The sequence below is a fragment of the Acidovorax sp. 59 genome (assembly GCF_002754175.1).
GTDB classification, from domain to species: domain Bacteria; phylum Pseudomonadota; class Gammaproteobacteria; order Burkholderiales; family Burkholderiaceae_C; genus Acidovorax; species Acidovorax delafieldii.
In genome coordinates, this window is the sequence record NZ_PEET01000001.1 from 482,094 (window position 1) to 507,334 (window position 25,241).

Annotated in this window: 26 protein-coding genes and 1 pseudogene; 24 read left to right on the plus strand and 3 right to left on the minus strand. The window is 64.6% G+C overall.

Annotated elements, in window-relative coordinates:
- Positions 1 to 43 precede the first annotated feature (43 nt).
- The 7 genes from CLU87_RS02250 (at position 44) to CLU87_RS02280 (ending at position 8,505) form a co-directional block, all read left to right on the plus strand.
- Positions 44 to 532, plus strand: coding sequence for a TRAP transporter small permease (locus tag CLU87_RS02250; protein WP_099729349.1), 489 nt, complete (start codon positions 44 to 46; stop codon positions 530 to 532).
- Between the two features lie 52 nt (positions 533 to 584).
- Positions 585 to 1,877 (plus strand): TRAP transporter large permease, encoded by a 1,293-nt coding sequence (locus CLU87_RS02255; RefSeq protein WP_056066169.1) that lies wholly within the window; start codon positions 585 to 587, stop codon positions 1,875 to 1,877.
- Between the two features lie 69 nt (positions 1,878 to 1,946).
- Entirely contained in the window at positions 1,947 to 3,521 is a 1,575-nt protein-coding gene (garD, locus tag CLU87_RS02260) for a galactarate dehydratase (protein ID WP_233193686.1), read from the plus strand.
- A gap of 83 nt (positions 3,522 to 3,604) precedes the next feature.
- Positions 3,605 to 4,534: a DMT family transporter gene (locus CLU87_RS02265; protein WP_099729350.1), complete on the plus strand. Its 930-nt coding sequence runs from the start codon at positions 3,605 to 3,607 to the stop codon at positions 4,532 to 4,534.
- 9 nt (positions 4,535 to 4,543) lie between these two features.
- Positions 4,544 to 5,656 (plus strand): aldose epimerase family protein, encoded by a 1,113-nt coding sequence (locus CLU87_RS02270; protein WP_099729351.1) that lies wholly within the window; start codon positions 4,544 to 4,546, stop codon positions 5,654 to 5,656.
- Positions 5,657 to 5,726: 70 nt separating this feature from the next.
- Positions 5,727 to 6,716 carry a catalase gene (locus CLU87_RS02275; protein ID WP_099729352.1) on the plus strand — a complete coding sequence of 330 codons (990 nt, stop codon included), beginning with the start codon at positions 5,727 to 5,729 and terminating at the stop codon, positions 6,714 to 6,716.
- Between the two features lie 265 nt (positions 6,717 to 6,981).
- Entirely contained in the window at positions 6,982 to 8,505 is a 1,524-nt protein-coding gene (locus CLU87_RS02280; protein ID WP_099729353.1) for a DegQ family serine endoprotease, read from the plus strand.
- 51 nt (positions 8,506 to 8,556) lie between these two features.
- Here CLU87_RS02280 and CLU87_RS02285 read toward each other — a convergent pair whose 3' ends face one another.
- The gene (locus tag CLU87_RS02285; protein ID WP_199170780.1) at positions 8,557 to 9,588 is read right to left on the minus strand and encodes an ABC transporter substrate-binding protein; all 1,032 of its coding nucleotides are present in this window, start codon (positions 9,586 to 9,588) and stop codon (positions 8,557 to 8,559) included.
- Between the two features lie 215 nt (positions 9,589 to 9,803).
- Here CLU87_RS02285 and CLU87_RS02290 point away from each other — a divergent pair, with 215 nt between their 5' ends.
- The 3 genes from CLU87_RS02290 to CLU87_RS02300 all read left to right on the plus strand — a co-directional run bounded on the left by CLU87_RS02290 (position 9,804) and on the right by CLU87_RS02300 (position 13,033).
- The gene (locus CLU87_RS02290) at positions 9,804 to 10,463 is read left to right on the plus strand and encodes a response regulator transcription factor (RefSeq protein WP_099729355.1); all 660 of its coding nucleotides are present in this window, start codon (positions 9,804 to 9,806) and stop codon (positions 10,461 to 10,463) included.
- Positions 10,463 to 11,812 carry an ATP-binding protein gene (locus tag CLU87_RS02295; protein WP_099732001.1) on the plus strand — a complete coding sequence of 450 codons (1,350 nt, stop codon included), beginning with the start codon at positions 10,463 to 10,465 and terminating at the stop codon, positions 11,810 to 11,812. Before CLU87_RS02290 ends, CLU87_RS02295 begins: the two co-directional genes overlap by 1 nt.
- 228 nt (positions 11,813 to 12,040) lie before the next feature.
- Positions 12,041 to 13,033, plus strand: coding sequence for a 2-dehydropantoate 2-reductase (locus CLU87_RS02300; protein ID WP_099729356.1), 993 nt, complete (start codon positions 12,041 to 12,043; stop codon positions 13,031 to 13,033).
- Positions 13,034 to 13,073: 40 nt separating this feature from the next.
- Here CLU87_RS02300 and CLU87_RS02305 read toward each other — a convergent pair whose 3' ends face one another.
- Positions 13,074 to 13,565, minus strand: a complete 492-nt coding sequence (locus CLU87_RS02305) for an Lrp/AsnC family transcriptional regulator (protein WP_099729357.1) — start codon at positions 13,563 to 13,565, stop codon at positions 13,074 to 13,076.
- Positions 13,566 to 13,665: 100 nt separating this feature from the next.
- Here CLU87_RS02305 and CLU87_RS02310 point away from each other — a divergent pair, with 100 nt between their 5' ends.
- From CLU87_RS02310 to CLU87_RS02365, 13 genes and pseudogenes are all read left to right on the plus strand, one after another.
- Positions 13,666 to 14,568 carry an EamA family transporter gene (locus CLU87_RS02310; RefSeq protein WP_099729358.1) on the plus strand — a complete coding sequence of 301 codons (903 nt, stop codon included), beginning with the start codon at positions 13,666 to 13,668 and terminating at the stop codon, positions 14,566 to 14,568.
- Between the two features lie 138 nt (positions 14,569 to 14,706).
- Positions 14,707 to 15,102 carry a hypothetical protein gene (locus CLU87_RS02315; protein ID WP_099732002.1) on the plus strand — a complete coding sequence of 132 codons (396 nt, stop codon included), beginning with the start codon at positions 14,707 to 14,709 and terminating at the stop codon, positions 15,100 to 15,102.
- Positions 15,103 to 15,342: 240 nt separating this feature from the next.
- On the plus strand, positions 15,343 to 16,548 hold the full coding sequence (locus CLU87_RS02320) for an integrase arm-type DNA-binding domain-containing protein (RefSeq protein ID WP_099729359.1): 1,206 nt from the start codon (positions 15,343 to 15,345) through the stop codon (positions 16,546 to 16,548).
- A gap of 475 nt (positions 16,549 to 17,023) precedes the next feature.
- Positions 17,024 to 17,326, plus strand: a complete 303-nt coding sequence (locus tag CLU87_RS02325) for an AlpA family transcriptional regulator (RefSeq protein WP_099729360.1) — start codon at positions 17,024 to 17,026, stop codon at positions 17,324 to 17,326.
- 3 nt (positions 17,327 to 17,329) lie between these two features.
- Complete coding sequence (locus tag CLU87_RS02330; RefSeq protein WP_099729361.1) at positions 17,330 to 18,136, plus strand: hypothetical protein; 807 nt, start codon at positions 17,330 to 17,332, stop codon at positions 18,134 to 18,136.
- A complete protein-coding gene (locus CLU87_RS02335) occupies positions 18,133 to 18,360 on the plus strand; it encodes an AlpA family transcriptional regulator (protein WP_099729362.1) in 228 nt (75 codons plus the stop codon). Before CLU87_RS02330 ends, CLU87_RS02335 begins: the two co-directional genes overlap by 4 nt.
- A gap of 398 nt (positions 18,361 to 18,758) precedes the next feature.
- Positions 18,759 to 19,022, plus strand: a complete 264-nt coding sequence (locus CLU87_RS02340; RefSeq protein ID WP_099729363.1) for a hypothetical protein — start codon at positions 18,759 to 18,761, stop codon at positions 19,020 to 19,022.
- Positions 19,019 to 19,261: a hypothetical protein gene (locus CLU87_RS23415; RefSeq protein ID WP_099729364.1), complete on the plus strand. Its 243-nt coding sequence runs from the start codon at positions 19,019 to 19,021 to the stop codon at positions 19,259 to 19,261. Before CLU87_RS02340 ends, CLU87_RS23415 begins: the two co-directional genes overlap by 4 nt.
- 36 nt (positions 19,262 to 19,297) lie before the next feature.
- Positions 19,298 to 19,825, plus strand: a pseudogene (radC, locus tag CLU87_RS02350) (DNA repair protein RadC); the annotation flags it as partial.
- Between the two features lie 71 nt (positions 19,826 to 19,896).
- The gene (locus tag CLU87_RS23085) at positions 19,897 to 20,538 is read left to right on the plus strand and encodes a hypothetical protein (protein WP_143227229.1); all 642 of its coding nucleotides are present in this window, start codon (positions 19,897 to 19,899) and stop codon (positions 20,536 to 20,538) included.
- A 134-nt stretch (positions 20,539 to 20,672) separates the two neighbouring features.
- Positions 20,673 to 20,918 carry an AlpA family transcriptional regulator gene (locus tag CLU87_RS02355; protein WP_099729366.1) on the plus strand — a complete coding sequence of 82 codons (246 nt, stop codon included), beginning with the start codon at positions 20,673 to 20,675 and terminating at the stop codon, positions 20,916 to 20,918.
- Entirely contained in the window at positions 20,915 to 21,418 is a 504-nt protein-coding gene (locus tag CLU87_RS02360; protein ID WP_099729367.1) for a hypothetical protein, read from the plus strand. The genes CLU87_RS02355 and CLU87_RS02360 overlap by 4 nt, the downstream gene beginning before the upstream one ends.
- 8 nt (positions 21,419 to 21,426) lie before the next feature.
- Positions 21,427 to 21,726, plus strand: a complete 300-nt coding sequence (locus CLU87_RS02365; RefSeq protein ID WP_099729368.1) for a hypothetical protein — start codon at positions 21,427 to 21,429, stop codon at positions 21,724 to 21,726.
- A 32-nt stretch (positions 21,727 to 21,758) separates the two neighbouring features.
- Here the strand turns inward: CLU87_RS02365 and CLU87_RS23235 are convergent, their stop codons facing one another.
- Positions 21,759 to 21,917: a hypothetical protein gene (locus CLU87_RS23235; RefSeq protein WP_158236056.1), complete on the minus strand. Its 159-nt coding sequence runs from the start codon at positions 21,915 to 21,917 to the stop codon at positions 21,759 to 21,761.
- Between the two features lie 27 nt (positions 21,918 to 21,944).
- Between CLU87_RS23235 and CLU87_RS02370 the strand changes: the two genes are divergently transcribed.
- Positions 21,945 to 25,241 carry a tape measure protein gene (locus tag CLU87_RS02370; protein ID WP_099729369.1) on the plus strand — a complete coding sequence of 1,099 codons (3,297 nt, stop codon included), beginning with the start codon at positions 21,945 to 21,947 and terminating at the stop codon, positions 25,239 to 25,241.

The window sequence follows — 25,241 nt, forward strand, 5'->3', positions numbered from 1 at the left end:
CCTGCCCGTTTCCAGTTGTTGTTGTTGTTTTTGAATGTCCACTATGTACACGCGACTCTGCGCTTTCATTGCGCGCGCCTGCCTGAAGCTCGGGGTGGGGGGGCTGGTCCTGCTGGTCTGTGCCGTGCTCTACCAGGTCATAGGCCGCTATATCTTCAATGACACCCCCACCTGGGCCGAGAGCGGCGCCGTACTGCTGGTGCTTTACGTGACCATGCTGGGCATGGCTGTGGGCGTGCGTGATGCGGGCCACATCGGTCTCGAATCGTTCCTGGTGCTGGCGCCCGATTGGTTGCGCACCAAGCTCGAGCTGCTGATCCACGCGCTGGTGCTGCTGTTCGGCATCGTCATGGCCTGGAACTGTGGCGTGCTGGCCGAATCGGTGGCACCGTACAAGATCCCTACGCTGGGCATCTCCGAAGCCTTCAAGTACGTGCCGCCCGCCATGGCTGGCGTACTGGTGGCCATGTTCTCGCTGGAACACATCATCGCCATCCTGCGTGGCACGGAAGTAGAGCCCGCCTGGCATTGAGCGGCCTCACTGTCTCTCCGCCCCCTAACGTCCCTACAAAGATTCCACCATCATGGCGTTGACCATCCTGTGCGTGAGCTTCACGCTATTGCTGCTGCTGGGCGTGCCCGTGGCCTTCTCGATCGGCCTGTCCTCGCTGGCCACCATCCTGTACGAAGGCCTGCCCCTGGCCGTGGGTTTCCAGCAAATGATTTCGGGCATGAACCCGTTCTCGTTCCTGGCCATCCCGTTCTTCATCTTTGCAGGCGAGATCATGATGTACGGCGGCATTGCCGACCGCATCGTCAACTTTGCCAAGAGCGTGGCGGGCCATGTGCGTGGCGGCCTGGGCATGAGCAATGTGCTGGCCTGCACGCTGTTTGGCGGTGTCTCGGGCTCGCCGGTGGCCGACGTGTCGGCCATGGGCGCCGTGCTCATCCCGCAGATGAAGAAGGAGGGCTACCACGCTGACTACGCGGTGAACGTGACCACCCACGCCTCGCTGGTGGGCGCGCTCATGCCCACCTCGCACAACCTCATCATCTTCACGCTGGCGGCTGGGGGCAAGGTGAGTATTGCGGCGCTGATCCTTGCAGGCATCGTGCCGGCCCTGTTGCTGACCATCTGCAACCTGGCTGCCGCCTACTTCGTGGCTGTCAAGCGCGGCTACCCCGCAGGCACCTTCCCGGGCTGGGAGATTGTGTGGATCTCGTTCCGCGCCTCGGTACCAGGCCTCGCCGTGGTAGTCATCATCATCGCGGGCATTTTGTCGGGGGCGTTCACCGCTACCGAGTCGGCGTCGGTCGCAGTGCTGTGGGCGCTGATTCTGTCGGTCTTCGTCTACAAGAAGCTCACGCGCGAGCAGTTCCTCAAGGCCGCGTCCAAGGCCGTCAAGACCACGGGCACAGTGCTGCTGCTCATCGGCATCTCGTCCATGTTCGGCTACCTCATCGGCCTCTACGGTGTGGCCGAGCTCACGGGTGATGCGCTCAAGTCCATGAGCACCTCGCCCTGGGTGATCTTCCTGTCGGTGAACATCATCCTGTTCGTGCTGGGCACCTTTCTCGACATGGCGGCCACCATCCTTATCTGCACTCCCATCTTTTTGCCGATCTGCCAGCAGTTCGGCATGAGCACGGAGCAGTTCGGCATCGTCATGCTGATCAACTGCGCGCTGGGCCTGAACACCCCTCCCGTGGGCACCACGCAGTTCATCGGCTGCACCATCGGGGGCGTGTCGGTGGGCGAGGTGATGAAGACCATCTGGCCGTTCTACAGTGCGCTCATCGTGGCGCTGATGCTGGTGACCTATGTGCCCCAGTTCTCGATGTGGCTGCCAGACCTGGTGCTCAAGGGCGGCGGCTGACCCGGCAGGAGTGATGGCTCAGCCACCGGGCGGATTGAAACCCGCGTACCTTGTGAATTGAACGGACCTATGCGACAAGCTCTCACCATCCGTATGCATGCCCAGGACAACGTCGCCATCGTCGCCAACGACGGTGGCCTGCCTGCGGGCACCCTGTTGCCAGACGGTGTGCCGGGCGCGGGCATCGCGCTGCGCGACAAGGTGCCGCAGGGCCACAAGGTGGCGCTGGCGGACATCCCTGAAGGCGGCGTGGTGCGCCGCTACAACGTGCCCATCGGCTATGCGCTCAAAGACATCGAGGCGGGCAGCTGGGTGCACGAGCGCCTGCTGCAGATGCCTTCGGCCCGCGCGCTCGAAGGCCTGCCCATGGCCACGGTGCAACCGCCGGTGCTTGAACCCCTGACGGGCTACACCTTCGAGGGCTACCGTAACGCCGATGGCTCGGTGGGCACGCGCAACATCCTGGCCATCACCACCACCGTGCAGTGTGTGGCTGGTGTGGTGGCGCAGGCCGTGCGCCGCATCAAGGCCGAGCTGCTGCCTTTGTTTCCCCATGTGAACGATGTGATCGGCCTGGAGCACACCTACGGCTGCGGCGTGGCCATTGATGCGCCCGACGCCATCATCCCCATCCGCACGCTGCGCAACATCAGCCTCAACCCCAACTTTGGGGGCGAGGTCATGGTGGTCAGTCTGGGCTGCGAGAAGCTGCAGCCCGACAGGCTGCTGCCCCCGGGCAGCTTCCCCATCACCGACGAGCGCGACGCGGCGCTGGGCCCCGAGACGGTGTGCCTGCAGGCCGACGAGCATGTGGGCTTCATGTCCATGCTCGACCACATCGTGCAAAGCGCGCGCCCGCACCTGGAACGCCTGAACGCCCGCCGCCGCGAGACCATCCCCGCCAGCGAGCTGGTGCTGGGTGTGCAGTGCGGTGGCAGCGATGCGTTCTCGGGCGTCACCGCCAACCCGGCCGTGGGCTTCTGCGCCGACCTGCTGGTGCGCGCGGGCGCCACGGTGATGTTCAGCGAGAACACAGAAGTGCGCGACGCCGTGGAGCAGCTCACCAGCCGCGCAGCCACGCCCGAAGTGGCCGAATCCATCGTGCGGGAGCTGGGCTGGTACGACCGCTATCTGGACCGGGGCCGCGTGGACCGCGCGGCCAACACCACGCCGGGCAACAAGGCGGGTGGCTTGTCCAACATCGCCGAGAAGGCCATGGGCTCCATCATCAAGAGCGGCACCGCGCCCATTGCGCATGTGCTGGCCCCGGGCGAGAAGCTGCGCCGCGACCAGCGCGGCCTGGTGTATGCCGCCACGCCCGCCAGCGACTTCATCTGCGGCACGTTGCAACTGGCTGCCGGCATGAACCTGCACGTGTTCACCACCGGCCGGGGCACACCCTACGGTCTGGCCGAGTGCCCTGTGGTCAAGGTCGCGACGCGCACTGATCTGGCCCGCCGCTGGCACGACCTGATGGACATCAACGCCGGCAAGATCGCCGATGGCGAGGCCACTATCGAACAGCTGGGCTGGGAGATGTTCCACCTGCTGCTTGACGTGGCCAGCGGTCGCAAGAAGACCTGGGCGGAGCAGTGGCAACTGCACAACGCGCTGGTGTTATTCAACCCCGCACCGGTGACCTGAAATTCGCGGGGCCACAGCCCCTTGTGTTCCCTCTTCAACAGCCCTTGCCTGCAAGGGCTGTTGTCCTTGAAAGACCGCATCTCATGGGGCATTCCCGATTTTCTGACCGCAAGGTCGTGGTGGCGCTGGCGCTGCTGTGTTGCCTGCTCTGGGGCAGCTCGTACCCCGCCATCAAGACCGGGTACGCCTGGTTCGGCATCTCACGCAATGACATCCCTACGCAGCTCGTGTTCGCGGGCTGGCGGTTTCTGGGCGCCGGGCTGATCTTGCTGGCCTGGGCCGTGGTCATGCGCAAGGCCATCTGGGGCTTGGGCTTCACAGCAGGGCGGCAGCTGATAGCGCTGGGCTTGGCACAGACCACGCTGCAGTACGTGTTCTTCTACGTGGGCCTGGCGCATACCACGGGCGTCAAGGGCTCCATCATGAATGCTACGGGCACGTTTTTCAGCGTGCTGCTGGCGCACTGGGTCTATCACAACGACCGTCTGAGCCATTCCAAGCTCTGGGGCTGCCTGGTGGGCTTTGCGGGCGTGATGGTCGTCAACCTGGGGCGCGGCACGCTGGACCTGGACGTCACCCTGCTGGGCGAAGGCTTCGTGGTGATCGCCGCCCTGGTGCTGGCCGCGGCCAGCATTTACGGCAAGCAGGTGTCGCAGCGCATGGACTCGGTCGTGATGACGGGCTGGCAGCTGGGCCTGGGCGGCGTGGCGTTGTTGGTCATTGGCTGGTCGCTGGGTGGTTCGCTCACGGGCTTCACCTGGGGCTCTACGGTGCTGCTGGTGTACCTGGCGCTGCTGTCGTCGGCCGCGTTTTCGCTGTGGAGCATCCTGCTCAAGCACAACCGGGTGAGCCAGATCACGGTGTTCAACTTCACCGTGCCGATCTTTGGCGCGGCGCTGTCGGCACTGTTTTTGGGCGAGGCGCTGTGGGAGTGGAAAAACCTGCTGGCCCTGGTGCTGGTGTGTGTGGGCATCTGGCTGGTCACGCGCGATACGGCCAGCGCCACCAAATAGACTCGGCCCATGGCTTACACACTCTCCCGAGACGCATTCCAGCGCGACCTGCACGGCCTGCGCACCGACCTGTTCACCCTGCGCAGCCCCGGCGGCCTGCAGGTGGCGGTGAGCAACTACGGCGCCCGCCTGGTGCAGGTGGCGGTGCCCGACGGTCAGGGCGGTCTGGCCGATGTGGCGCTGGGCTACGACAGCCTGCAGGGCTACCTGGACGGGCAGCTCTCCATGGGTGCGCTCATCGGCCGCTGGGCGGGGCGTCTGCGTGCGGGCACGCTGACCCTGCCGGATGGATCGCGCCGGCAACTGCCCACCAACAGCGGGCCACACCATCACCACGGCGGCCCGCGCGGCAGCCGCTTCCAGGTGTTTGCGGTGGAGCATGTGCAGGCCGATGCCCTCTCCCTCAGCCACACCTTCCGCACAGAGGACGACGGGGTGCCCGGCACGGTGCGCCTGCAGCTCCACCTGCAGGTCACAGCCGACAACGCGCTGCACATGGCCTGGACGGCCGAGGTGCTCCATGCCCCCACGGTGCTCAACCTCACCGGGCATGCGTTCTTCAACCTGGCAGGCCAGGGCAGCACCCACGGCCACACCCTGCAGGTGCCCGCCAGCCGCTATGTGCCCCTGGCGGCCGATGTGTGCCCCACGGGCGCGCTGGCTGCGGTGCAGGGCACGCCGTTCGACTTCCGCCAAGCCCGCGCTGTGGCGGACGCCATCGCAACACCCCATGAGCAGCTGGCCGTGGCGGGCGGGCTGGACCACTACCTGGTGCTGGACGAACAGGCGGCCCCCCTTGCCCCTCCGTCGTCATCCATCACGCCACCGGGCCTGCGCCTGGCCGCGCTGCTGGGCGAACCCGTGAGCGGCCGTGCGATGGAGGTGTGGAGCACCGCTCCGGGTGTGCAGGTGTATGCAGGCCACGGCCTCAAGGCCGATCCCGCGCGGGACTTGGGGCGTGGTGCGGGGCAGGGCGGCTGGCTGTGGCAGCCGGGCGACGGTATCTGCCTGGAGCCCATGGAGTACCCGGATGCGCCCAACCACGCGGGCTTTCCGGTGCGCTGGTGGCAGCCGGGCGAAGTGGTGCGGGGCGCCATCGTGTACCGCTTCATCGGGGGCTGACGACCGATGGGCTGGCTTGGCAAGCCCGTGCCGCGCTACCATGCCGCCTGGCTTTTAACCGAGGTGGCTCATGCAAATGTCCAACGCCCCCAGCACCGACTGGAAAGAAGTGGTGGCACCTGATGAAGCGCAGCGCTTTGCGGGCTATGCGCGCCAGTTTGCCGAGCTGCAGGCGCGGAAGTCGCAAAAATACGGCGCTGGGCGGGGGCTGCACCGCAAGCAACTCACGGCCGCGTATGGCCGCCTGGAGGTGCTGGGCGAACTGCCCACGTTTGCGGCCCAGGGCTTGTTCGCGCAGCCGGCGCAGTACGACGTGCGGGTGCGGCTGAGCAACGGCGGCATGGACAAGGCGGCGGACCACAAGCCCGACATCCGGGGCTTTGCGATCAGTGTGCGGGGAGTGCAGGGCGACTCTGCCTTGGGCAACGGGCCCGCAAAAAGCCAGGACTTCCTGCTCATCAACCAGGAAAAGTTCGCCTTCCCCCAGAGCGCAGAGTTTGTGGATTTTGTGGTCGCTGCGTCGCACGGCGGCGGCGCGCTGATCAAGTTCCTGGTGCAGCGCCATGGCTTGCTGGGTGCGGCTCGGCAGATCGCCAAGACGGTCAAGACCTTTGGGCGGCCCTTTGGCGGCTTTGCATCGCATGCCATGTTCAGCGCTGCGCCCATTGCCTGCGGGCCCTATGCCGTGCGTGTGCGCCTCGTGCCCCATGCATCCAACGGCGCGCCCGTCAGGCAGGTACAGCACGACTGGGATGCCGAATTCTCCGGCCGCCTGCGCCAGCAGGACCTGCAGTGGGACCTGCAGCTGCAGCCTTTTGTGGACGAGGCCACCACCCCCATTGAAGACGCCAGCGTGGACTGGCCCACGCCCTACACCACCGTGGCCCGGCTCACCCTGCCACGGCAGGACCCGGCTGCTGACGCAGCCCTGGCCGCCGAGGTGGAGGCCGCCGTGTTCGACCCCTGGCAGGCGCTGGCTGCGCACCGGCCCCTGGGCGACGTGATGCGGGCCCGCAAGGTGGTGTATTTCGAAAGCCAGAAAGGCCGTGGCGCTGTGTGACCTGCGGGGTGCGGCGACCGGGCGCTTCGTGAGGAAGCCCCCACGGTACTCAGAAAAACAGTGAGGGTGTTGAATCCCGGTCTGAGAGCGGCTCACAAAACTCAGCGAAGCGGCCCTGGCTAGGCGTTTCGCCGCAGGCAGTACAAGCAGTACGACAAGGCGAGACAACGACGCCAGGGGAGTTTTGTTAGCCGCTCTAAGTTTCGTCTAAGTGTTGGTGCCCACACTGCCCTCCATCGCAACTCCGATTGGAAAGGCACACACCATGAACACGACAACGCTGACCTCCACCCCCCGCCGCCTCATCCTGGCCCTGGTGGCCGCTGGTGCGGTGGGTGCCACGGGCGCAGGCCTCATCACCGGGCACCAGGCCCGCGCGCTGACCCCGCCCCCCGCCATCGTGGCCCAGACGCCTGCGGCCCCCGGCGGGGCCTTGCCCAGCTTCGCGCAGATCACCGCGCAAAACGGCCCTGCAGTGGTCAACATCAGCGTGACGGGCAGCACCAAGGCCGCCATGGCCGATGACGACGGCGAAGACGAAGGCCAGCCCGCCGCGCGCCAGGGCCGGGCGCCGCAGATGGACCCGAACGATCCGTTCTACCAGTTCTTCCGACAGTTCGGCTTTCCGGGCGGCATGGGGCCACAGGCCCAGCCCAACGTACCCACGCACGGCCAGGGCTCGGGCTTCATCGTCAGCCCCGATGGCCTGGTGCTGACCAATGCCCATGTGGTCAAGGGTGCCAGCGAAGTCATCGTCAAGCTCACCGACCGCCGCGAGTTCCGCGCCAAGGTGCTGGGCTCTGACCCCAAGACCGACGTGGCCGTGCTCAAGATCGACGCCAAGAACCTGCCCACGGTGCGCCTGGGCAGTACACGCGACCTGCAGGTGGGTGAATGGGTGCTGGCCATCGGCTCGCCCTTTGGCTTTGAAAACAGCGTGACGGCGGGTGTGGTCAGCGCCAAGGGCCGCTCGCTGCCCGACGACAGCCTGGTGCCCTTCATCCAGACCGATGTGGCGGTGAACCCTGGCAATTCGGGCGGGCCTTTGTTCAATGCACGCGGTGAAGTGGTCGGCATCAACTCGCAGATCTACAGCCGCTCGGGTGGCTACCAAGGGGTCTCGTTCTCCATCCCGATCGAGCTGGCGGCCAAGATCAAAGACCAGATTGTTGCCACCGGCAAGGTGCGCCACGCACAGCTGGGCGTGGCCGTGCAAGAGGTGAACCAGGCGTTTGCCGAGTCGTTCAACCTCGACAAGCCCGAAGGCGCGCTGGTGGCCAGCGTCAGCAAGGGCAGCCCCGCAGAGAAGGCCGGCCTGCAGGCCGGCGACGTGATCCGCCAGGTGGACGGCCAGCCCATCGTCGCTTCGGGTGACCTGCCCGCCTGGGTGGGCCAGGCGCAGCCGGGCCAACAGGCCAAGCTGTCGATTTGGCGCCAGGGCAAGCCGCTGGAGCTGACCGCCACCCTGGGCGACGCCAGCGACAAGGCGATCAAGCAGGCGCGCAACGACGATGCCGTGGGCAAGGGCCAACTGGGCCTGTCATTGCGTCCGCTGGACCCGCAGGAGCGGCGCGCGGCAGGCCTCAATGAGGGCCTGGTCATCGAGCAGGCGCGCGGCCCCGCCGCTGCGGCCGGTGTGCAGCCGGGCGACGTGCTGCTGGCCATCAACGGCGCGCCCATCAAGGACATCACGCAGGTGCGTGCCGCCATGGCCAAGGCGGGCAAGTCGGTGGCGCTGCTCATTGAGCGCGACGGCGACAAGATCTTTGTGCCCGTGCGCCTGGGCTGATCCATGGCCTGCGCCTGCCGTCGGCTCTGGCCCTGCGGCAGGCGCTGTGCATCAGCGCGGCAGCGCCTCCACTTCCTTGGTCCAGCGGTCGATCAGGCGCCTGCGCTCTGCGGCCTTGCCGTATTTCTCGAAGTCGTATTTGATGAGCTTCACGTTGTCCAGCGTCGGGATGCGCGGGTCCATCTTGAAGGTCTTGTTGGCGGGTACCTGGTAGCTGCCCACCTGGGCGCCCACGGCCTGGCCTTCGGGGCTCATCAGCCAGTCGTAGTACTTTTTGGCGTTATCCATGTTGCGCGCGCCCTTGACCAGCGCAATGCCGCCCACCTCGTAGCTGGTGCCTTCACAAGGCGCCTGGGTTTTCACCGGGTACTTGTCGGCCTTCCACTTCTCAAAGTTGAACATGAAGGTGATGCCCACACCCACCTCGCCCTTGGCCACGTTGGGCGCCTGCGCCTGGCCGCTACGGGTGTAGGTGGTGGTGTTCTTGTGCAGGGCCTTGAGGTAGTCGAACGCCTTGTCTTCGCCCATCAGCTGCACCAGCCCCGCGATCACGGTGTAGGCCGTGCCGCTGGAGGCAGGGTGCGAGATTTCCACCTCGCCCTTGTAGGCAGGCTTGATCACGTCGGACCAGCACTGCGGCTCGGGCAGCTTTTTCTTCTTGAGTGTTTCGGTGTTGTAGCCAAAGCCGATGGCCGAGCTGTAAAAGCCCCCCACCTGGTGGCCCGACATGGCGTACTGCCGCACGCTCCAGCTGTGCAGGTCGTGCAGATAGGCGGGGCGGTATTCGGCCAGCAGGCCCTGCTCGGCGGCCTGCAAGAAGGGGTCGCCCGTGCCGCCCCACCAGATGTCTGTCTTGGGGTTGTTGGCTTCGGCGCGCAGTTGCGCGGCGATCTCGCCCGTGCCCTTGTGGGCCTGGTTCACCTTGATGCCGGTCTTGCGGGTGAACTCCTTGGCGGCCGCTTCGCACCAGGGCGCGTCGGTGCTGCACAGCGCGTTGACCACGCCCTGTGCCTGGGCGCTAGTGGAAGCCAGTGCGGCCAGCGCAACGGCTGCAGCAACGTGGTGGAGAGGGGGAAATGCCATCGGAATCGCCATCGGTCTTGCTCCTTGTGTTTTGTGGTGGTGGCCCGGCCCCTGGGGCGGACGGTGTGCGCGTGGCGCTTTCATTGTGACAGTGATGTGTCAAATTTAAGTCGTTCTGGCAGCCCGGTGCTGCGCCAGCGCCCATGCCGCCGCTATCCTTGGCAGCCAGCCCATTTCCTGCACTCCTGACCGACCGACCTTTCTGCCCCCTTGCCATGCGCCTGCTGCTTGTTGAAGACGATTCCATGATCGGTGAAGCCGTGCTGGACTTGCTGCGCGCCGAGCAGTACGCGGTGGACTGGGCGCGCGATGGCGACGCGGCCGACACGGCCCTGCGCACCCAGGCGTATGACCTGGTGCTGCTGGACCTGGGCCTGCCCCAACGCGATGGTCTGACCGTGCTGCGCGACCTGCGCGCCCGCAAGAACCGCACGCCCGTGCTGGTGGCCACCGCGCGCGATGCCGTGGCGCAGCGCATCGAGGGGCTGGATGCCGGGGCCGACGACTACGTGCTCAAGCCCTATGACCTGGACGAGCTGCTGGCCCGCATCCGTGCCCTGCTGCGCCGCGCAGCGGGCCGCGCCGAGCCGGTGTACGAACACCAGGGCGTCAGCATCAACCCCGCCACGCGCGAGGTGACGGTGCGCGGCACGCCGGTGGTGCTGTCGGGGCGCGAATGGGCGGTGCTGGAGCCGCTCATTGCCCGCCCCGGCATGGTGCTGTCGCGCCAGCAGCTGGAGGACAAACTCTACGGCTGGGGCGACGAGGTGAGCAGCAACGCGGTGGAGGTCTACATCCACGGCCTGCGCAAGAAGCTGGGGGCTGACCTGGTGCTGAACGTGCGCGGTGTTGGGTATCTGGTACCGAAGATGTGATGGAAAAAATCTCACGCACCTTTCAGGCCCTGCTCCCGCGCTCCTTGCGCATGCGGCTGCTGATGTTTTTGCTGGCTGCCATCGTGCTGGCAGGCGCAGTGCAGGGCGCACTGGCCTACCGGGGCGCGCTGGACGAGGCCGATGCGCTGTTCGACTACCACATGCAGCAGACGGCGCTGGCTTTGCGCTCGGGTCTGCCGGTGGATGCCCAAGGCCTGGGCCCGGGCCTGGACCCGGAGGACGAGAACCACGAGTTCATCGTGCAGGTGTGGACCAACGAGGGCCTGCGCATTTTTGAATCCGCCGTGGGCGCCGCCCTGCCACAGATTGCCGTGCTGGGCTTCACCAACGTGCAGGCGCGCGGCGGCACCTACCGGGTGTTCTCGATGCAGACGCGCTCGCAAGTCATCCAGGTGGCGCAGAACATGGCTGCGCGGCGCGACATGGCCCGCAGCCTGGCGTTGCGCACGCTGGCGCCGCTGGCCATCATGGCGCCGCTCTTGGTGCTGGCCGTGTGGTGGGGCGTGAGCCGGTCGCTGGCCCCGGTGGAACGCGTGCGCCGCCAGCTGGCAAAGCGCCAGGCCGACGACCTTTCGCCCGTGAGCGATGCACAACTGCCCGATGAGGTGCAGCCGCTGGTGAGCGAACTCAACCTGCTGTTCGAGCGCGTGCAGCACGCGTTCGAGGCGCAGCAGCACTTTGTGGCCGACGCCGCGCACGAGCTGCGCTCCCCCCTGGCCGCATTGCGCCTGCAACTGCAGGGCCTGCAGCGTGCGGGCGACGACGCCGCGCGGGCGGCCGCCATCGAACGCCTGTCGGCCGGCATCGAGCGCGCCACACGGCTGGTCGAGCAGCTGCTGACCCTGGCCCGGCAGGAGGCCAGCACGGCCGTCAACGATCCGGTGGACCTGCGCGCCACGGCGCAACTGGCGCTGGCCGACGTGGCCCCCGTAGCCCAGGCGCGCAGCATGGATGTGGGCCTGCTTGAATCGGACGCCGCCACCGTCACAGGCAATGCCGAGGCCCTGCGCATGCTGGCCCGCAATCTGCTGGACAACGCCATCAAATACAGCCCGCCCGGCGGCCAGGTGGACCTGCAGGTGCGCCGCGACGGCGACCACGCCGTGCTCACCGTGGAAGACAGCGGCCCCGGCATCGCCCCCGAGCACCGCGAGCGGGCCATGCAGCGGTTTGTGCGCGTCACCGCCGACGGTGCGCCCGGCAGCGGTCTGGGTCTGGCCATCGTGCAGGCCATCGCCCAAAGCCATGGCGCCACCGTGGCGCTGGACAGCTCGGCGCGCCTGGGCGGTCTGCGGGTGACCGTGCGGTTTGTGGCTGCCAAGCCCTGAGCTGCGTGATGCCCTGTTTGCTATTAATTGCATAGCTGTCCAGGCATATTGCACTAGCGCTATCGGCTCAAAAGCACTCAAAAGCACCCGCTGAGTGCTTCAAAGCGCCTCGTCACGTGCGCGCCACGCCGCCAGGGGCCTGCCCCGCACAATGCGGGGGTAGCGCGCAGGCTGTGCCGGTTCCTGGTCCGCCTGCGTCCACTTCCACCACCGTACACACGCATCGGCATGAACTTCATCGTTTTGGGCGCAGGCGCCATTGGTTGTTATGTGGGTGGGCGCCTGGCCGCACATGGCGAGCCGGTGTGCCTGGTGGGGCGGCCGCATGCGCTGGAGCCCATCGCGCTCCGCGGTCTTCAGGTCACTGACCTGGACGGCTTTGACCGCACCGTGCCCACGTCCACACTGCAACTGGCTGCCACGCTGGCTGACGCCGCGCCCGGTGTCGACAGCATCATCCTGCTGTGCGTCAAAAGCGGCGCCACCGAGTCTGCCGCTCGCGAGCTGGCGGCGGCCTGTGCGCCCGGCACACCGGTGATCTCGCTGCAAAACGGCGTGGACAACGTGGCCCGCATCGCCGCATTGGCGCCCGGCCTGAACGTGCTGGCGGGCATGGTGCCCTACAACGTGGTGCTGCGTGGCGCGCAGGTGCACCGCGCCACCGCAGGCCACCTGCAGCTGCAGCGCGACGCGGTCACCGAGCGCATCGCGCCCCTGTTCAACGCCGCCGGCCTGGCCACCACGCTGCCGCCAGACATCCGTGCCGTGCAGTGGGGCAAGCTGCTGCTCAACCTCAACAACCCGGTCAATGCGCTGTCCAACCTGCCCCTGCGGCAAGAGCTGCTGGACCGCGATTGCCGCCGTGTTTTTGCTGCGCTGCAGACCGAGGCGCTGCGCGTGATGGCGCGCGCGGGCATCACCCCCGCCCAGGTCACCGCCGTGTCGCCCACGCTGCTGCCCCATGTGCTGCGCCTGCCCAACTGGCTGTTCACACGACTGGCAAAGCGCATGCTGCAGATCGACGCCACGGCGCGCTCGTCGATGTGGGACGACCTGGAGGCCGGGCGCGTGACGGAGATCGACGCGCTGTGCGGCGCCGTGGTGCGGCTGGCGGCGCAACAGGGCATGGCGGCACCGCTCAATGCGCGCATGTGCGAGCTGCTGGGCGGCCCGCGCCAGCGCCTTACGGGCAGGCAGATGCGCCAGATGCTGGGTCTGTGAGTTGGGATTTGGGATTCGGGACTGGGGTTGTGACCGGTGATCAGGCAGCGGGTGCTGCGCTGTCCAGCGGCACGCGCAGCCCGGTCTTGAGGCTGGCCAGCGCCACCGAGGTCCGAAAGCGCTTGATGTTGTCGTCCCCCTCAAACAGCCGCCGCGTCAGCGCCTCGTAGTCTGCCATCGACGCCACGTTCACCACCAGCAGGTAGTCTGCCTCGCCCGTCACGCTGTAGCACTGCTGCACCGCGTCTTCCGCCGCAATGCGCGCGCGCAGCGGGGCGGTGCGGTCGGGGCGCTCGTTGTCCAGGTGCACCTCCAGCACGATGGTCAGCGGCTTGCCCACCTTCACCGGGTCCAGCACGGCCACGTTGGCGCGGATCACGCCGCTGTCCTTGAGCCGCTGAATGCGCCGCTGTACCGCAGGCGCCGACAGGTTCACCGCCTGCGCAATCGCGCGCTGGGGCGTGGTGTTGTCGGCCTGCAGGATGTCGAGGATCGCGAGGTCGAAGCGGTCAAGTGCTGCCGGGGTGGCCATGGAGGTTCCTTGGAACGGGGTCTCGGGGTGAGCGAAAGTTGCGTGCAGGCCCCGAAATTCGAGCCAAAAGCACGCTGGGGTCGCACTATATTTTCAGCCCATGAGCGCTTCTCCTCTCCGTTCTCTTTTGCACCGGTTCTTTCCCTTCCTGGCCGTGCTGGGTTCCGTCACCGCATTGGGCATTGGCACCTCGTGGGCCAAGCACTGGCTGTTTCCGGTGGTCGGGGCGCAGGGCACCACCGCCGTGCGCGTGGGTTTTTCGGCGCTGCTGGTGCTGCTGCTGTGGCGGCCCTGGCGCTGGCACCTGTCGCGCGCCGACGCGCGGGCCGTCATGCTGTACGGCGCGACGCTGGGCGGCATGAACCTCATGTTCTACATGTCGCTGCGCACCCTGCCGTTTGGACTGGCGGTGGCCATCGAGTTCGCGGGCCCCTTGGCCGTGGCGATCTGGTCGTCGCGTCGCGCGGTGGATTTTGTGTGGGTGGCGCTGGCCATCGCGGGCCTGGGCATGCTGCTGCCGCTGGGGCTTAACGGCAGCACGCTGGACCCGGTGGGCGTCTTCTACGCCCTGGGCGCGGCCGTGTTCTGGGGGCTGTACATCGTGTTCGGCAAGCGCGCCGGGCACCTGCACGCGGGGCATTCGGTATCGCTGGGCCTGCTCGTGGCCGCGCTGGTGGTAGTGCCGGTGGGCGTGGTGCATGCGGGCGCGGCGCTCTTGTCGCCCGCCGTGCTGCTCATTGGCGTGGCGGTGGCTGCGGTGTCCAGCGCCATCCCGATCTCGCTGGAGATGATGGCCCTGAAGCGCCTGCCCAAGGAGGCCTTCGGCATCATGATCAGCATGGAGCCTGCGGTGGCTGCACTGGTGGCCATGGCGCTGCTGGGCGAGCACCTGAGCGTGGTGCAGTGGCTGGCCATTGGCTGCATCATGGCCGCGTCGATGGGTAGTGCCATGACGGCTGCGCGGCCCGCTGCTGCAGACCGCGCGGCACCGCAGGCGGCATGAGGGCGGTGCCATGGCACGGCGCATTGCCTGACAGTGGTGTGGTCTTCAGGCTGGCAAGGGCGGCCTAGCTGCAGGGCTAAAAAAGGGACAGTGACGGCACCCCGTTGGCGCCGTCGCCCCATGTCCAAGGAGCCCATCATGATTCCATCCACCCTCCATTCCGCTGCGACCGCCACACCGGTGGACGAAGACCTGGCCGAGCAAGCACGCCCCGGCTACGGCATCCCGTCGCAAGACCCCCGGACCGGCGCACAGACCGCGCTGGAGCCTGAAGACGCAGAGCGCGAAGCCCACTCCGCCTTGATGGGCGGCGGCATGATGGCCGGCGCCGCAGCCGGCGCCGCCGTGGGCGTGGCCGTCGCGGGCCCGGTGGGGGTGGTAGTTGGGGGCACTTTGGGCGGCATCGCCGGTGCGTTGGGTGGTGCCGCAGCGGGCACCCTGGTCAGCCCGGATGATCCTTCGGCCGATGCTGTGGCCGCAGAACACCTTGCGCCGCCCCGGCGAGGGCCGGAAGGCAAGACAGATCCGAAGTAGGGTGTGCGGGGCTCACTACAGGCTGGCTGGTGCAGCGTACGTAGTGTGTGAGTCTGCTTCAAATTTGATAGCTATCAGCGCATATTGCACTAACGCTTGCCGGCATTTTGGCTGTGAATTTGGTCCCTCGACAGCACTCGAACTTTGGCCACTAGGCCCCATGAATGCTGGGTATGGTTTGACTTTTCGCGGAATGTACCCCCAAATGTACCCCCACGCTGCGAAGGATACCCCCCCACCATGAAGCTGACAGACGCCAAGCTGCGCAACCTGACCGAACCCGGCAAACACTTTGATGGTGGTGGGCTGTACCTGGATGTGACCAAGGCGGGCGGCAGGTACTGGCGATTGAAGTATCGGCACGGAGGCAAAGAGAAGCTGCTGGCATTGGGCGTGTACCCAGCCGTGGGCCTCCGGGACGCGCGGGCAAAAGCCGATGAGGCGCGGCAGCAACTGCAGGCGGGCGCTGATCCTGGCGCCGTGCGCAAGGAGGCAAAGGCCAAGGCGGAGCATGAGGCCATCAACACTCTGGAGGCCGTGGCTGGCGACTGGCTCAAGCACCAGGCAGGCCGCTGGGAGCCCCTGACGATGACGCGCATTCGTGCATCGCTTGAGGGCCATGTGTTCAAGACGCTGGGCGCCCGCCCCCTGGCCAGCATCAAACCCCGTGAAGTCATGGATGCGGTCAAAGCCGTTGAGGCGGGCGGGGCAGGGGAGCAGGCGGGCCGCGTGCTGCAGCGGGTGAAGGCGATCTATCGCTGGGCCGTCACACACGGGCGGATCGAAGCGAACCCCATGCTTGACCTGGTGCCGTCTGAAATCCTCAAGCCCCGCGAGGTGCGCCACCGGGCCGCGCTGGCGGACAAGGATCTGCCCGAGTTCTTGAAAAAGCTGGACGCCTATGACGGCGACCCCCACACCGTGCATGCCCTGCGCCTGCTGGTGCTGACAGGCACCCGGCCCGGCGAAGTGCGCGGCGCCCGCTGGGCAGAGTTCGACCTCGATGCGGCCCTGTGGGTGATCCCTGCCGAGCGCATGAAGATGCGGGTAGAGCACCGCGTGCCTCTGTCCCGTCAGGCCGTGGAGGTGCTGCGCAGCATGCAGCCCCTCAGCGGTGGCCGCGAACTGGTGTTCCCGAGCCCCTTCTACCCCAGCAAGCCCCTGAGCGAAAACACCTTCAATTCAGCCATGGCCCGCATGGGTTACAAGAACACGGCCACGGCCCACGGGTTCCGGGCGCTGTTCTCCACGGTGGCCAATGAATGCGGCTGGAACCCCGATGTGATCGAGCGTCAGCTCGCCCACAAGGAGCGCAACCAGGTGCGGGCGGCCTATCACCGCAGCACCTACTTGAAGGACCGGGAGAAGCTGTTGCAGTGGTGGGCGGACTACCTGGACGGCCGCAAGGCGGGCAACGTAGTGAAGATGCCTCAGCGGGCCGCATGAGCCCCGCTAGCACCAGACACAAGGGCCGCGAGGCCCTTTTTTCATGGGCGCATGGGGCCGCTTTGCACTTCCTTCGGCACCATAACCGCCAAAAGTGCCGGGGACACGGGGACAAATTGCCAGAACCCAGCAGCCACGTGGGTTTGCAGGAAATGGCTACCGGGGACAAACCGGGGTCAGGCCGGGGACAAAGCGGGGACAAGGGGAGTATTTATTGAATAGTGAAATTCATTCATACATTCATATCCGTTGAACCCCGCCCCAGCCCTTCAGAGGATGCCGCTCTGCCAACCTGCCGGCGGGGTGACACTTCCACCGCAGAGCAGCGGCGCAGGATGTTCGGCGCCTGATGGCGTTGCACACGTATGCACATCTATGGAATTGAGCGCGTGAGGGCCTTCCCCTGGCGCACCTCCGTCCGGCTTTTCCATCAGGGATGGGTATGCTTTGGCTAGGCACGTAACAGGAGGGATGCATGGCGAAACTCGCAGGACCAGGACCGTTTGCCCGACAGACGGCCTTAAAACCGGGTGCGCTGGATTTGGTCAACGTTGCGCTGTACGTCGCGCTTTCAGTTTCGACTGTGCAAAAGCTAGTTCGAGAAGGTGACTTTCCATCTCCGCGAAAGCTGTCGGGCCGTAGGGTGGGCTTCCTTGTCCCAGAGATTGACGAGTGGCTAGAAGCGCGGCCGGTCTCGCAATTGCTGCCTCCGCCGAATACTGGTCACAGCAACCGGCCAGCGGGGGCATCGCAGTCCACGCAAAACCTGGAGGAGTAACCCATGAAAATGGAACAGCTGCCGCTCCCTCGCTGGGAAGTGGACCTACACGGGGATGATCGCGATCTGCAGCACTTAGCGCAGCATTTCATCAACGAGGGAATGCGCATTTACAAGGATGACAGCACGGACCAAACGCTTTTGGTGATTGGCGGCTTTTCTGCCGAAGCCAGCCCCAAGGATGTATTGATTGCCGCGACTGAAAAGGTCCAATTGTTGTCGGGTGTTTTGAAGGTGGCACACCAAGCCCAGACATCGCTGTCGGTGGGTGGCGTGATGCTTCGGCAACAGAATGGCACAAGACATGTATACGCATCCATGCAGGTAACACTCGGCGTGAATGTCGAATTTCATGCTGAAGTGTTAAGACCGGGCCGTAATGGCGAGTTGGTACCGGTGCCGCAACCTGCGCCGTTGACTGTGCGGCTTGCAACGCTGGCCCAAACTGATCCTGTTGTAGCGACAGCGATGCGGTTGGCTGTAATGCCAGACGCTGGCACTTGGAGGGGTCTTGTGCCGCTTTTTGAGGTTGTCGAGCATGACGTGCTCGGGGCTGGCAGCTCGATAGTTAAAAATGGCTGGGCGAGCAAGACGCAGCAAAAGCGTTTTGAGCACACTGCCAACTCGAGTGCAGCAGGGGATGCCTCCAGGCACGGACATCAACGATTTGCCCCGCCCGCCAATCCCATGACATTGGATGAAGCGCGGTCTTTTGTGCAGATGGTTTTGCAGGCTTGGATTGCGGCGCGGCTAACGCGGAGCGAGACGGCAGTTTCAGCGGCTGGCGTTTCAGATTGGAGCCAACCATGATTGACAGTACACAGCACACCCTACCGCAGTACAACGACAGCAGCTTGCTACGTGCGTCCGATATCTTCAGCACACCGCGCAGGCGTGGCGTGCTGCCCATTGGCAAGACCACGTTTTATCGCTGGGTAGATAAAGGCTTGGTGCCTAAGGGCAAAAAGATTAGCGGTACGCCGCTCTGGCCCTATGCCGTGATCAGACAGCTAGCAGAGCACCTTCCCCAGTGAGTTACTGGACCCGTCGCATTGGTTACGGCGTTGATGCCAGCGTGCAAAATGACCTGACTGTTGTTGATGTGCGGCTGCAACCGAGTGCTTGGCCGCAAGTGGACATACAGCTGGCGTTGCCAATGGTGCTGAGGGCCGTGCATAATTCTCGCAACCCCTGACCGGGGCCGGTGCGTAAGAACACCTTTTCGCAAAGCGGCGCGACCTCCCCGATAGTGAGGTTTTGTCACGTCTGTATTCAGCGCGTGCGGCTTTTGGCCGTACGCTTAGTTTCGGACGGGATGGCCACAGCGGTAACGCCTGGCGCACGTCTTTGCGCGTGTTCTTAACATCCCGTCCACCCCATGCGCGTAAGAACGCATGCGGTGGTTTCAAGTCTCGCAAAGGAGCAAGAAGCCATGACACCCGTCATCCCCCTGGCCAGCCGCAGCGCTGCGCCCACCAGCTCGCAAGGCAACCGCCTTGGAACCCCCACAGACCCCATCCAGTTGTATGCCGATGCCCACAACGCCCTGGCCATGGCGTTGCACTACCTGCGCCTGCCTGATGCGAACGTGCCAGGAGCTGCCCGCAAGGCCTTGCAGGCCCTGGCCGCGCTGCGCGGCTTGGATGCCTTCGCATCGGACATTCAACAAGTCAATTTGCAAGGGGGCCGGGTATGAGCGGCATTGCGTTCAAAAGCACTCCTTGCGGCCGAAATTCTTTCTACCGGCGCCATGCATCGGCGGTGGTGGACGCAGACCACCACATGACCATCGGTGCAACCCGTCACGGTGATTCTGTTCAGGTGTGCCTGAGTGACAACATGATGCAAAGCTACATGAACTTCACGGCAGAGCAGGCGCGGGCCGTTGCGGCTGAGTTGATGGCTTGCGCTGATGCTCTGCAAGGGAGGGCCTGAGCCATGCAGGCTACCAGTATCACCAGGCGCAAGCCTGCGTGCTTGCGTCACCCCAAAGCAGGTGAGCAGCTGCCAGAGTACGGCATGGGCTGCGCTTCTCATAGCTACCGGCGGCACCTGTATGCGCGTGACCTTGCCACCATTGAAAAGGCGCTTTCGATTCTGCGGGGGTGGATGACCGAGGACCGCAGCGTTTTCGACAGTCCCGACACGGTGAAAAGCTACCTGCGCCTACACCTGGGGGCTGAACCCGTGGAGCATTTCGCTGTGATTTTCTTGGACGCGCAGCACCGAGCTATCGCGTTTGAACGCATGTTTACCGGCACCCTGACTCAAGCAAGTGTGTACCCCCGGGATGTGGTGCAGGCTGCGCTGCGGCACAACGCAGCCGCCGTGATCCTGGCGCACAACCACCCGAGTGGCGCTGTGCAACCCAGCCGTGCAGATGAAGGTTTGACCCAGACCTTGAAACAGGCGCTGGCGCTGGTGGATGTGTGCGTGCTGGATCACGTGATTGTGAGCAGTACGCAGGCCCTCAGCATGGCAGAGCGAGGGTTGGTGTAGCCCGTGGTTTGCCCCATGTCTGGCCAAATGCTATCGCTTTATTTCGCTATTTCCGCTCATGGATTTACCGCGTGACAACTAAGAAGCCAGTCCAGAGAGCAGTCGAAGTCCTTGTCCGCGACCGCATGTCCGGTGATTCGTTGAAAGGACTTTTTTACGCTAACGATTTTGGCGATGGTGCGGATGAACACGTTCTGGATGGTCATTTGACTGATGCGCGAGGTGTGACACGCCGCTTTGTCGGGCGACTTTCTGGCGTCCGATTTACGCCAATGGCAAAACAGGGCGCACCAAAGAAAGTTGCACGCGATGTGGCTTTGTTCTTGGCGTATCGGTGGTTTCTCGGTGGCGAGTCTGCCCCGAGGGCTAAAAGCAGAGCACGACAAGCCGTCATGGAGCTATGGGCGGCGCGGGGGTTCAAAGGTGCATCAGAGGAAACGCATTTGCGTAAGCGCCTTCATGCTGGTGAGAAAGCGGCACAAGGGCTAAGTCGTTTGCGAGTCGTCACCGATGGCAAACCCTCTGTTGGTCACGCCGAGGCGACTCTGGACGGGATCGTTATAGCCGCGCCACCAGATGCGTTTGATGTGCGACCAGGCGAGCTCGTAGCCATAAATGGTATTGGGTGGTACTGGCGATTGGGGATGGAAGAGGCCGTGCAAGGTCGCCTTTCTGCAGGCGTGCCGTGGGTTGCCTCAAAGTCCACCGCATAAGTGGGTATGAAAGTCAAGGCATGTAAATAGATTTCTATTTACCTGCCTCGTTTTTCTTTCGGGTTCAAAACAACATCCGTTCATGCCACGACGCACCACGTCGGATGCGTCGATTGACATGAAAGGAACCCGCAATGCACGTGACTTCGGACCCATCGGTCCACGCCGTAACAACTGCAACGCCCCGCGAGCGCTTACTGCGCATCGCCGACGTGGAGACCGCCACAGGTTGCAAAAAAAGCACCATCTACAAATTGATGAGAGAGGGCCGTTTTCCGGCTCGCGTTCGTATCACCGCCCGTTATGCCGTTTGGCCTGAGTCTGCGGTGATGGCGTGGGTGCATGCTCGCATCAGCGGGGCGCAGGAGTGCAAGCAATGAGCGCCCTTGCCTCTGACCCTGGCGGTATCAACAAAGCTTTGGACGCAGCGCACGACAGCGCCCAACATTGCCTGCAGGCTGCTGCAGATGCCATGGCTGCGAAGGTATCGGGCGATGGTGTGATCTGTTCCAGTCTCTGGCGTGTGCCGGGTTGCAAGCCGGTATCAGTGCTGGTGCTGTGGCCCTGCTGGGTGCTGGAGGTGGAGCCAGGCACCGGCGCCATCATGGCCGAGACGCACGTTGCAGAGCTGCAGGCGAAGCGGCCCGACACAGCAGCCTACCTGCGCCGGATGGCAGAAGGTGGCCCTGCAAAGTCAATGTTTCTATATCCGCCTCAGTCGCGGCGTCAGCGTGTCACCGTGGATGCCTTGTGTGTGCTGCGCGTGCATGACGCCAAGACCTGTGATCTGCGGGCCGAGTCTGAACCAGGCCAGCCAAGTGTGCTGCGTGCGGGCTTCGAGCCGCTGACGCCTGCAGACCTGGCGCCGCGTTTGACTTGAGGTGCAGCATGGCAGCGCCAGCAAAGCCCCAAGAAGACACTCGCCCCGAACAGGCCGTGCGTGTTGCCAACTTCCTAGAAAAACACCCTGCCAGTACACAAAAGGAAATCGATGCGGTGTGCGACACCGGTTGCATTTCCAAAGTGCTTTCGGAGATGGTGCGCACCGACCTGTACGGCATGGGCTACGGCATTGCGCGTGGCTGGCGGCAGATCCCGTGTGCGGGCGGTACCCACGTTCGTGAGGTTCGCACCTACACCCTGTTGTACCGCCCACGAGCGCAACCAGACCTGTTCAACACCGAGTGATCGGCACAAGCCCTGGCAAGGCTGCGTGTCGTTTACCGCTGCCGACCGATGAGCAGCGACACGCCACACCAGACCACGTATCCAGCCAGCCCAGCAGCGGCCAGCGCCGCCAGTGCCATGCCTGCACGCACTGACACGCCAGCCCCCACCAAGAAGGCAATGCAGAAGGTGAACGCGATCAGGCGGGCCATCTGCGCATTTTATGAATTGAGGTTCCCATGCAAGAAATAGGTATCAAGATCAACGCCGAAGTGGCAGGCGAGAGAAGCATTGAGCAACTGGCCACAGACCTGGAGGACCTTGCGAAGGTTGCAGGCGGCGACCTTCAAGCGGCAGCCAAAGCAGCCTCTACGCGGTTGCGCGAACTTGGCGAGCAGGATGCAGCTATCACCGCATTCCTGAACCTGCAGCGTGAGGCAGGAGCCAGTAGCAAGGCCCTGAGCTCGGCAACGAAAGAGGCGGCGGATTTTGGCCGGCAGATTGCGCAAGCCGGGCCGCCAACGGCGCAGGAGGCAGCAGCGCTGCAGCGGCTGGAGGCTGCGGCCGAAGGTGCCCGTGCTGAATTCGCCCAGCAGCAGCAAGCCCTTGCAGCCGCTCAGGCCGGGCTGCAACGCTACGGCATTGCGGGCAACAACGCGGTGGACGTGCAACAGCGCTTGCGCAATGAAGTGGCGATGGTGCGTGAGTCGGTGGCGGGTATCGCGCCTGCATACGCACGCGCCGCAGCCGGTGCACAGGATGCTGGCGCCACCATGGTGCGCACCCATCGCCAGATCGGTGACGGTGTGGAGTCGATCAGCCAGCAGCTGGGGCGGCTTCAAGGGTTCGTTGCTGGCCTGGCTGGGTTGCAGGGCTTCAAGACCATGGCGACCGACCTTGCACAGACGGCTGACCAGGTGAACAACCTGCAGGCCCGGTTGAAGCTGGTTACCGGAGAGGGCGCAGCATTTGGCACCGCCTGGACGGGCGTGCGGGATGTGGCGTTGCGCACTAACAGTGCCCTGGAGGAAACGGGCACCTTGTTCTCTCGTCTCGTTCAAGCGGGCAAGGATGCAGGGCAGAGCACGGCCGACGCCTCAGCCAATGCGCTTGCCCTGACAGAGACCATCAACCAGGCCATCCAGCTCAGCGGAGCAGGCGCACAGGCGTCGAGCGCTGCCATCACCCAGCTGGTGCAGGGGCTGCAAGGTGGCGTGCTGCGCGGTGATGAGTTCAATTCGGTCATGGAGCAAAGCCCGAGGCTTGCGCGTGCTCTGGCTGATGGTCTGAGCGTGACCACTGGCGAGCTGCGAAAAATGGCCGAAGCAGGATTGCTGACCAGCGATACCGTGATTGGCGCCCTCAAAGGACAGAGCGACACCGTAGCCGCAGAGTTCAAGAAACTACCGCTCACGGTGGGGCGGGCGCTCCAGAACCTCAGCACGCAGTGGCAGCTGTATGTTGCCGACACCGACAAGGCCACCGGCGCAAGCGTAGCGGCGGCTACCGCCATCAACGGGCTGGCCACCAACCTGAACACCATTGCTGGTCTTCTGATTGACGCAGGGCAGGCGGCAGCGGGGTTCGTCGCACTGCGCTTGGCGCAGCACTTCCTGGGCATTGGGGCGGCAGCGCAACAGGCTGCGGCGGCCGTAGCAGCGAACAATGCACAGATGGTTGCGACCGGCGCCGCAGCAAACACTGCGGCCGTGGGGGCAGGGCGGTTTGCCTCGATCCTTGCGAGCCTGCGCACCTTCACCCTGATCGGCTTGGCAGTCAACTTCAAAGACATTGGCACGTGGATTGGTGAGGCCACGGCGAAGCTGGTGGGCTACAAGGACCGTTTCGATGAAATCGCACGTGCCGACAAGTTGGCTGGGGAGATTGCCAAGGAGGCAGCCGCCGACCGGGCCCGCCTTGCTGCTGCCACACAGGCCGCGATTGACAAGCAATTTGAGCTGTCCAAGGCGGCGCGGGTTGGGGTGGCTGAGTTCGATAAGCTGACCAAAGAAGGCCAAAGCGCCGCCGACGCTTTGAAGAAAGTCAGCGATGCATTCGACCTTGGCAAAGTACAGGGAATACGGGACTTTGCTGCGGTGCTGGACAAGCTGGCCGCCGATGGCAAGGTGTCTGCCAGTGAGTTTGAAGCCGCCTGGGCAAAGGCGCTCAACGGCAAGGACCTGGCCCAGTTTGAAGTGACCGCCCGCGCCGCATTTGCAGGTACCGCCCGCGAGGGCGAGCGTGTTGCGCAGATGATGGATGCCGTTCTGCGGGAGGCTGTGAAGCGCACCGGGTTGGAGTTTGACCAGCTGCAGGGGCGCATCGGCGCAGCATCGCGCAGCGCCATCAATGACCTGGATGCGCTGATTGCCGGGATGGATCGCCTCAAGTCGCAGGGCGTAGATACCGGACGTGCACTGACCGCCAGCTTCACCAAGGCCATTGAATCTGCTGATAGCGAAAAAGCCCTGGAAGTGATCCGCGCCAAGGTGGAACAGGTGCGCAAGGTACTGGGCGACAAGATCGCAGATGGCTTGCTGGAGCAGGCAAAAGACAAGGCCGAAGCATTGGCCGATGCCCTAGACAAGGCAACCCCTGGCATCAACAGTGTGCGCGAGGCGATGAAGCAGCTGGGCATCACCAGCGATGCCGCACTGAAGGAAACCGCAGCCACGGCCAAGGATGCCTACGACACCCTCACTGCCAGTGGCAAAGCCAGCGCTCGGGAATTGGGCGAGGCGTTCAAGAAGTCGGCAGAGGCGGCCATTGCAGCGAATAACGGCATCGCACCGGCTTGGGTACAGGCGCAGGCCGCCATTCGGGGTTACGACCTTGAAGCCGACAGGGCAGGCAAAACCACGCTGCGGCTGCGTGACGCCACCGACAGCGCCGCAGGGGCGCATGACAGAGCAACGCGGTCGATCAATGACAACCGCACCGCGCTGGAGCGCTTGAACGATGTCAAGGAACGGGAGATCGCTGCGCAGGAGAAGGCCAACCAGCTCAAAGAGCGAGAGCTGGCCCTGTACCGCGAAAAATGGAACATGGACAGGGAGAACTTTGCGCTCAACACGGCAGGCAATCGCTTTGAGGCAACGATCCCCACCAAGGAATCCGTATTCAATCAGGCCAAGGCTGCTGGCCTGGATGAGAAGAGAGCCCTTGAAATTGCCGACAGCTTCGAGCAGCAATACAACCGCCCGGCCGGCCTGAATGGCATCGTGGGTGGGGTGAACCCAAGCGATGTGATCAAGGCCATCAATGAAGCCATCCTGGCAGCGGCTCGCGAGAGGGTTCAAAACGAGGGCCGCGACGGTCCTTCACGCCCTGCGCAAGGGCAGCCAACGGTCACCCCTACATCCACACAGGGCTCATCGTCCAGCTCTGCGCAAGGCGGCTCCGGCGCAACGCGCCCAGCGGGTCAGTCCTCATCTGGCATCCAGATCACCCTGAATGTCCACGGTGTGCAAGACCCGGTGAAGCTGGCCCGAATGATTGAGCCGGAACTGAAAAGGATGGCTGCACTTGCTCGTTGA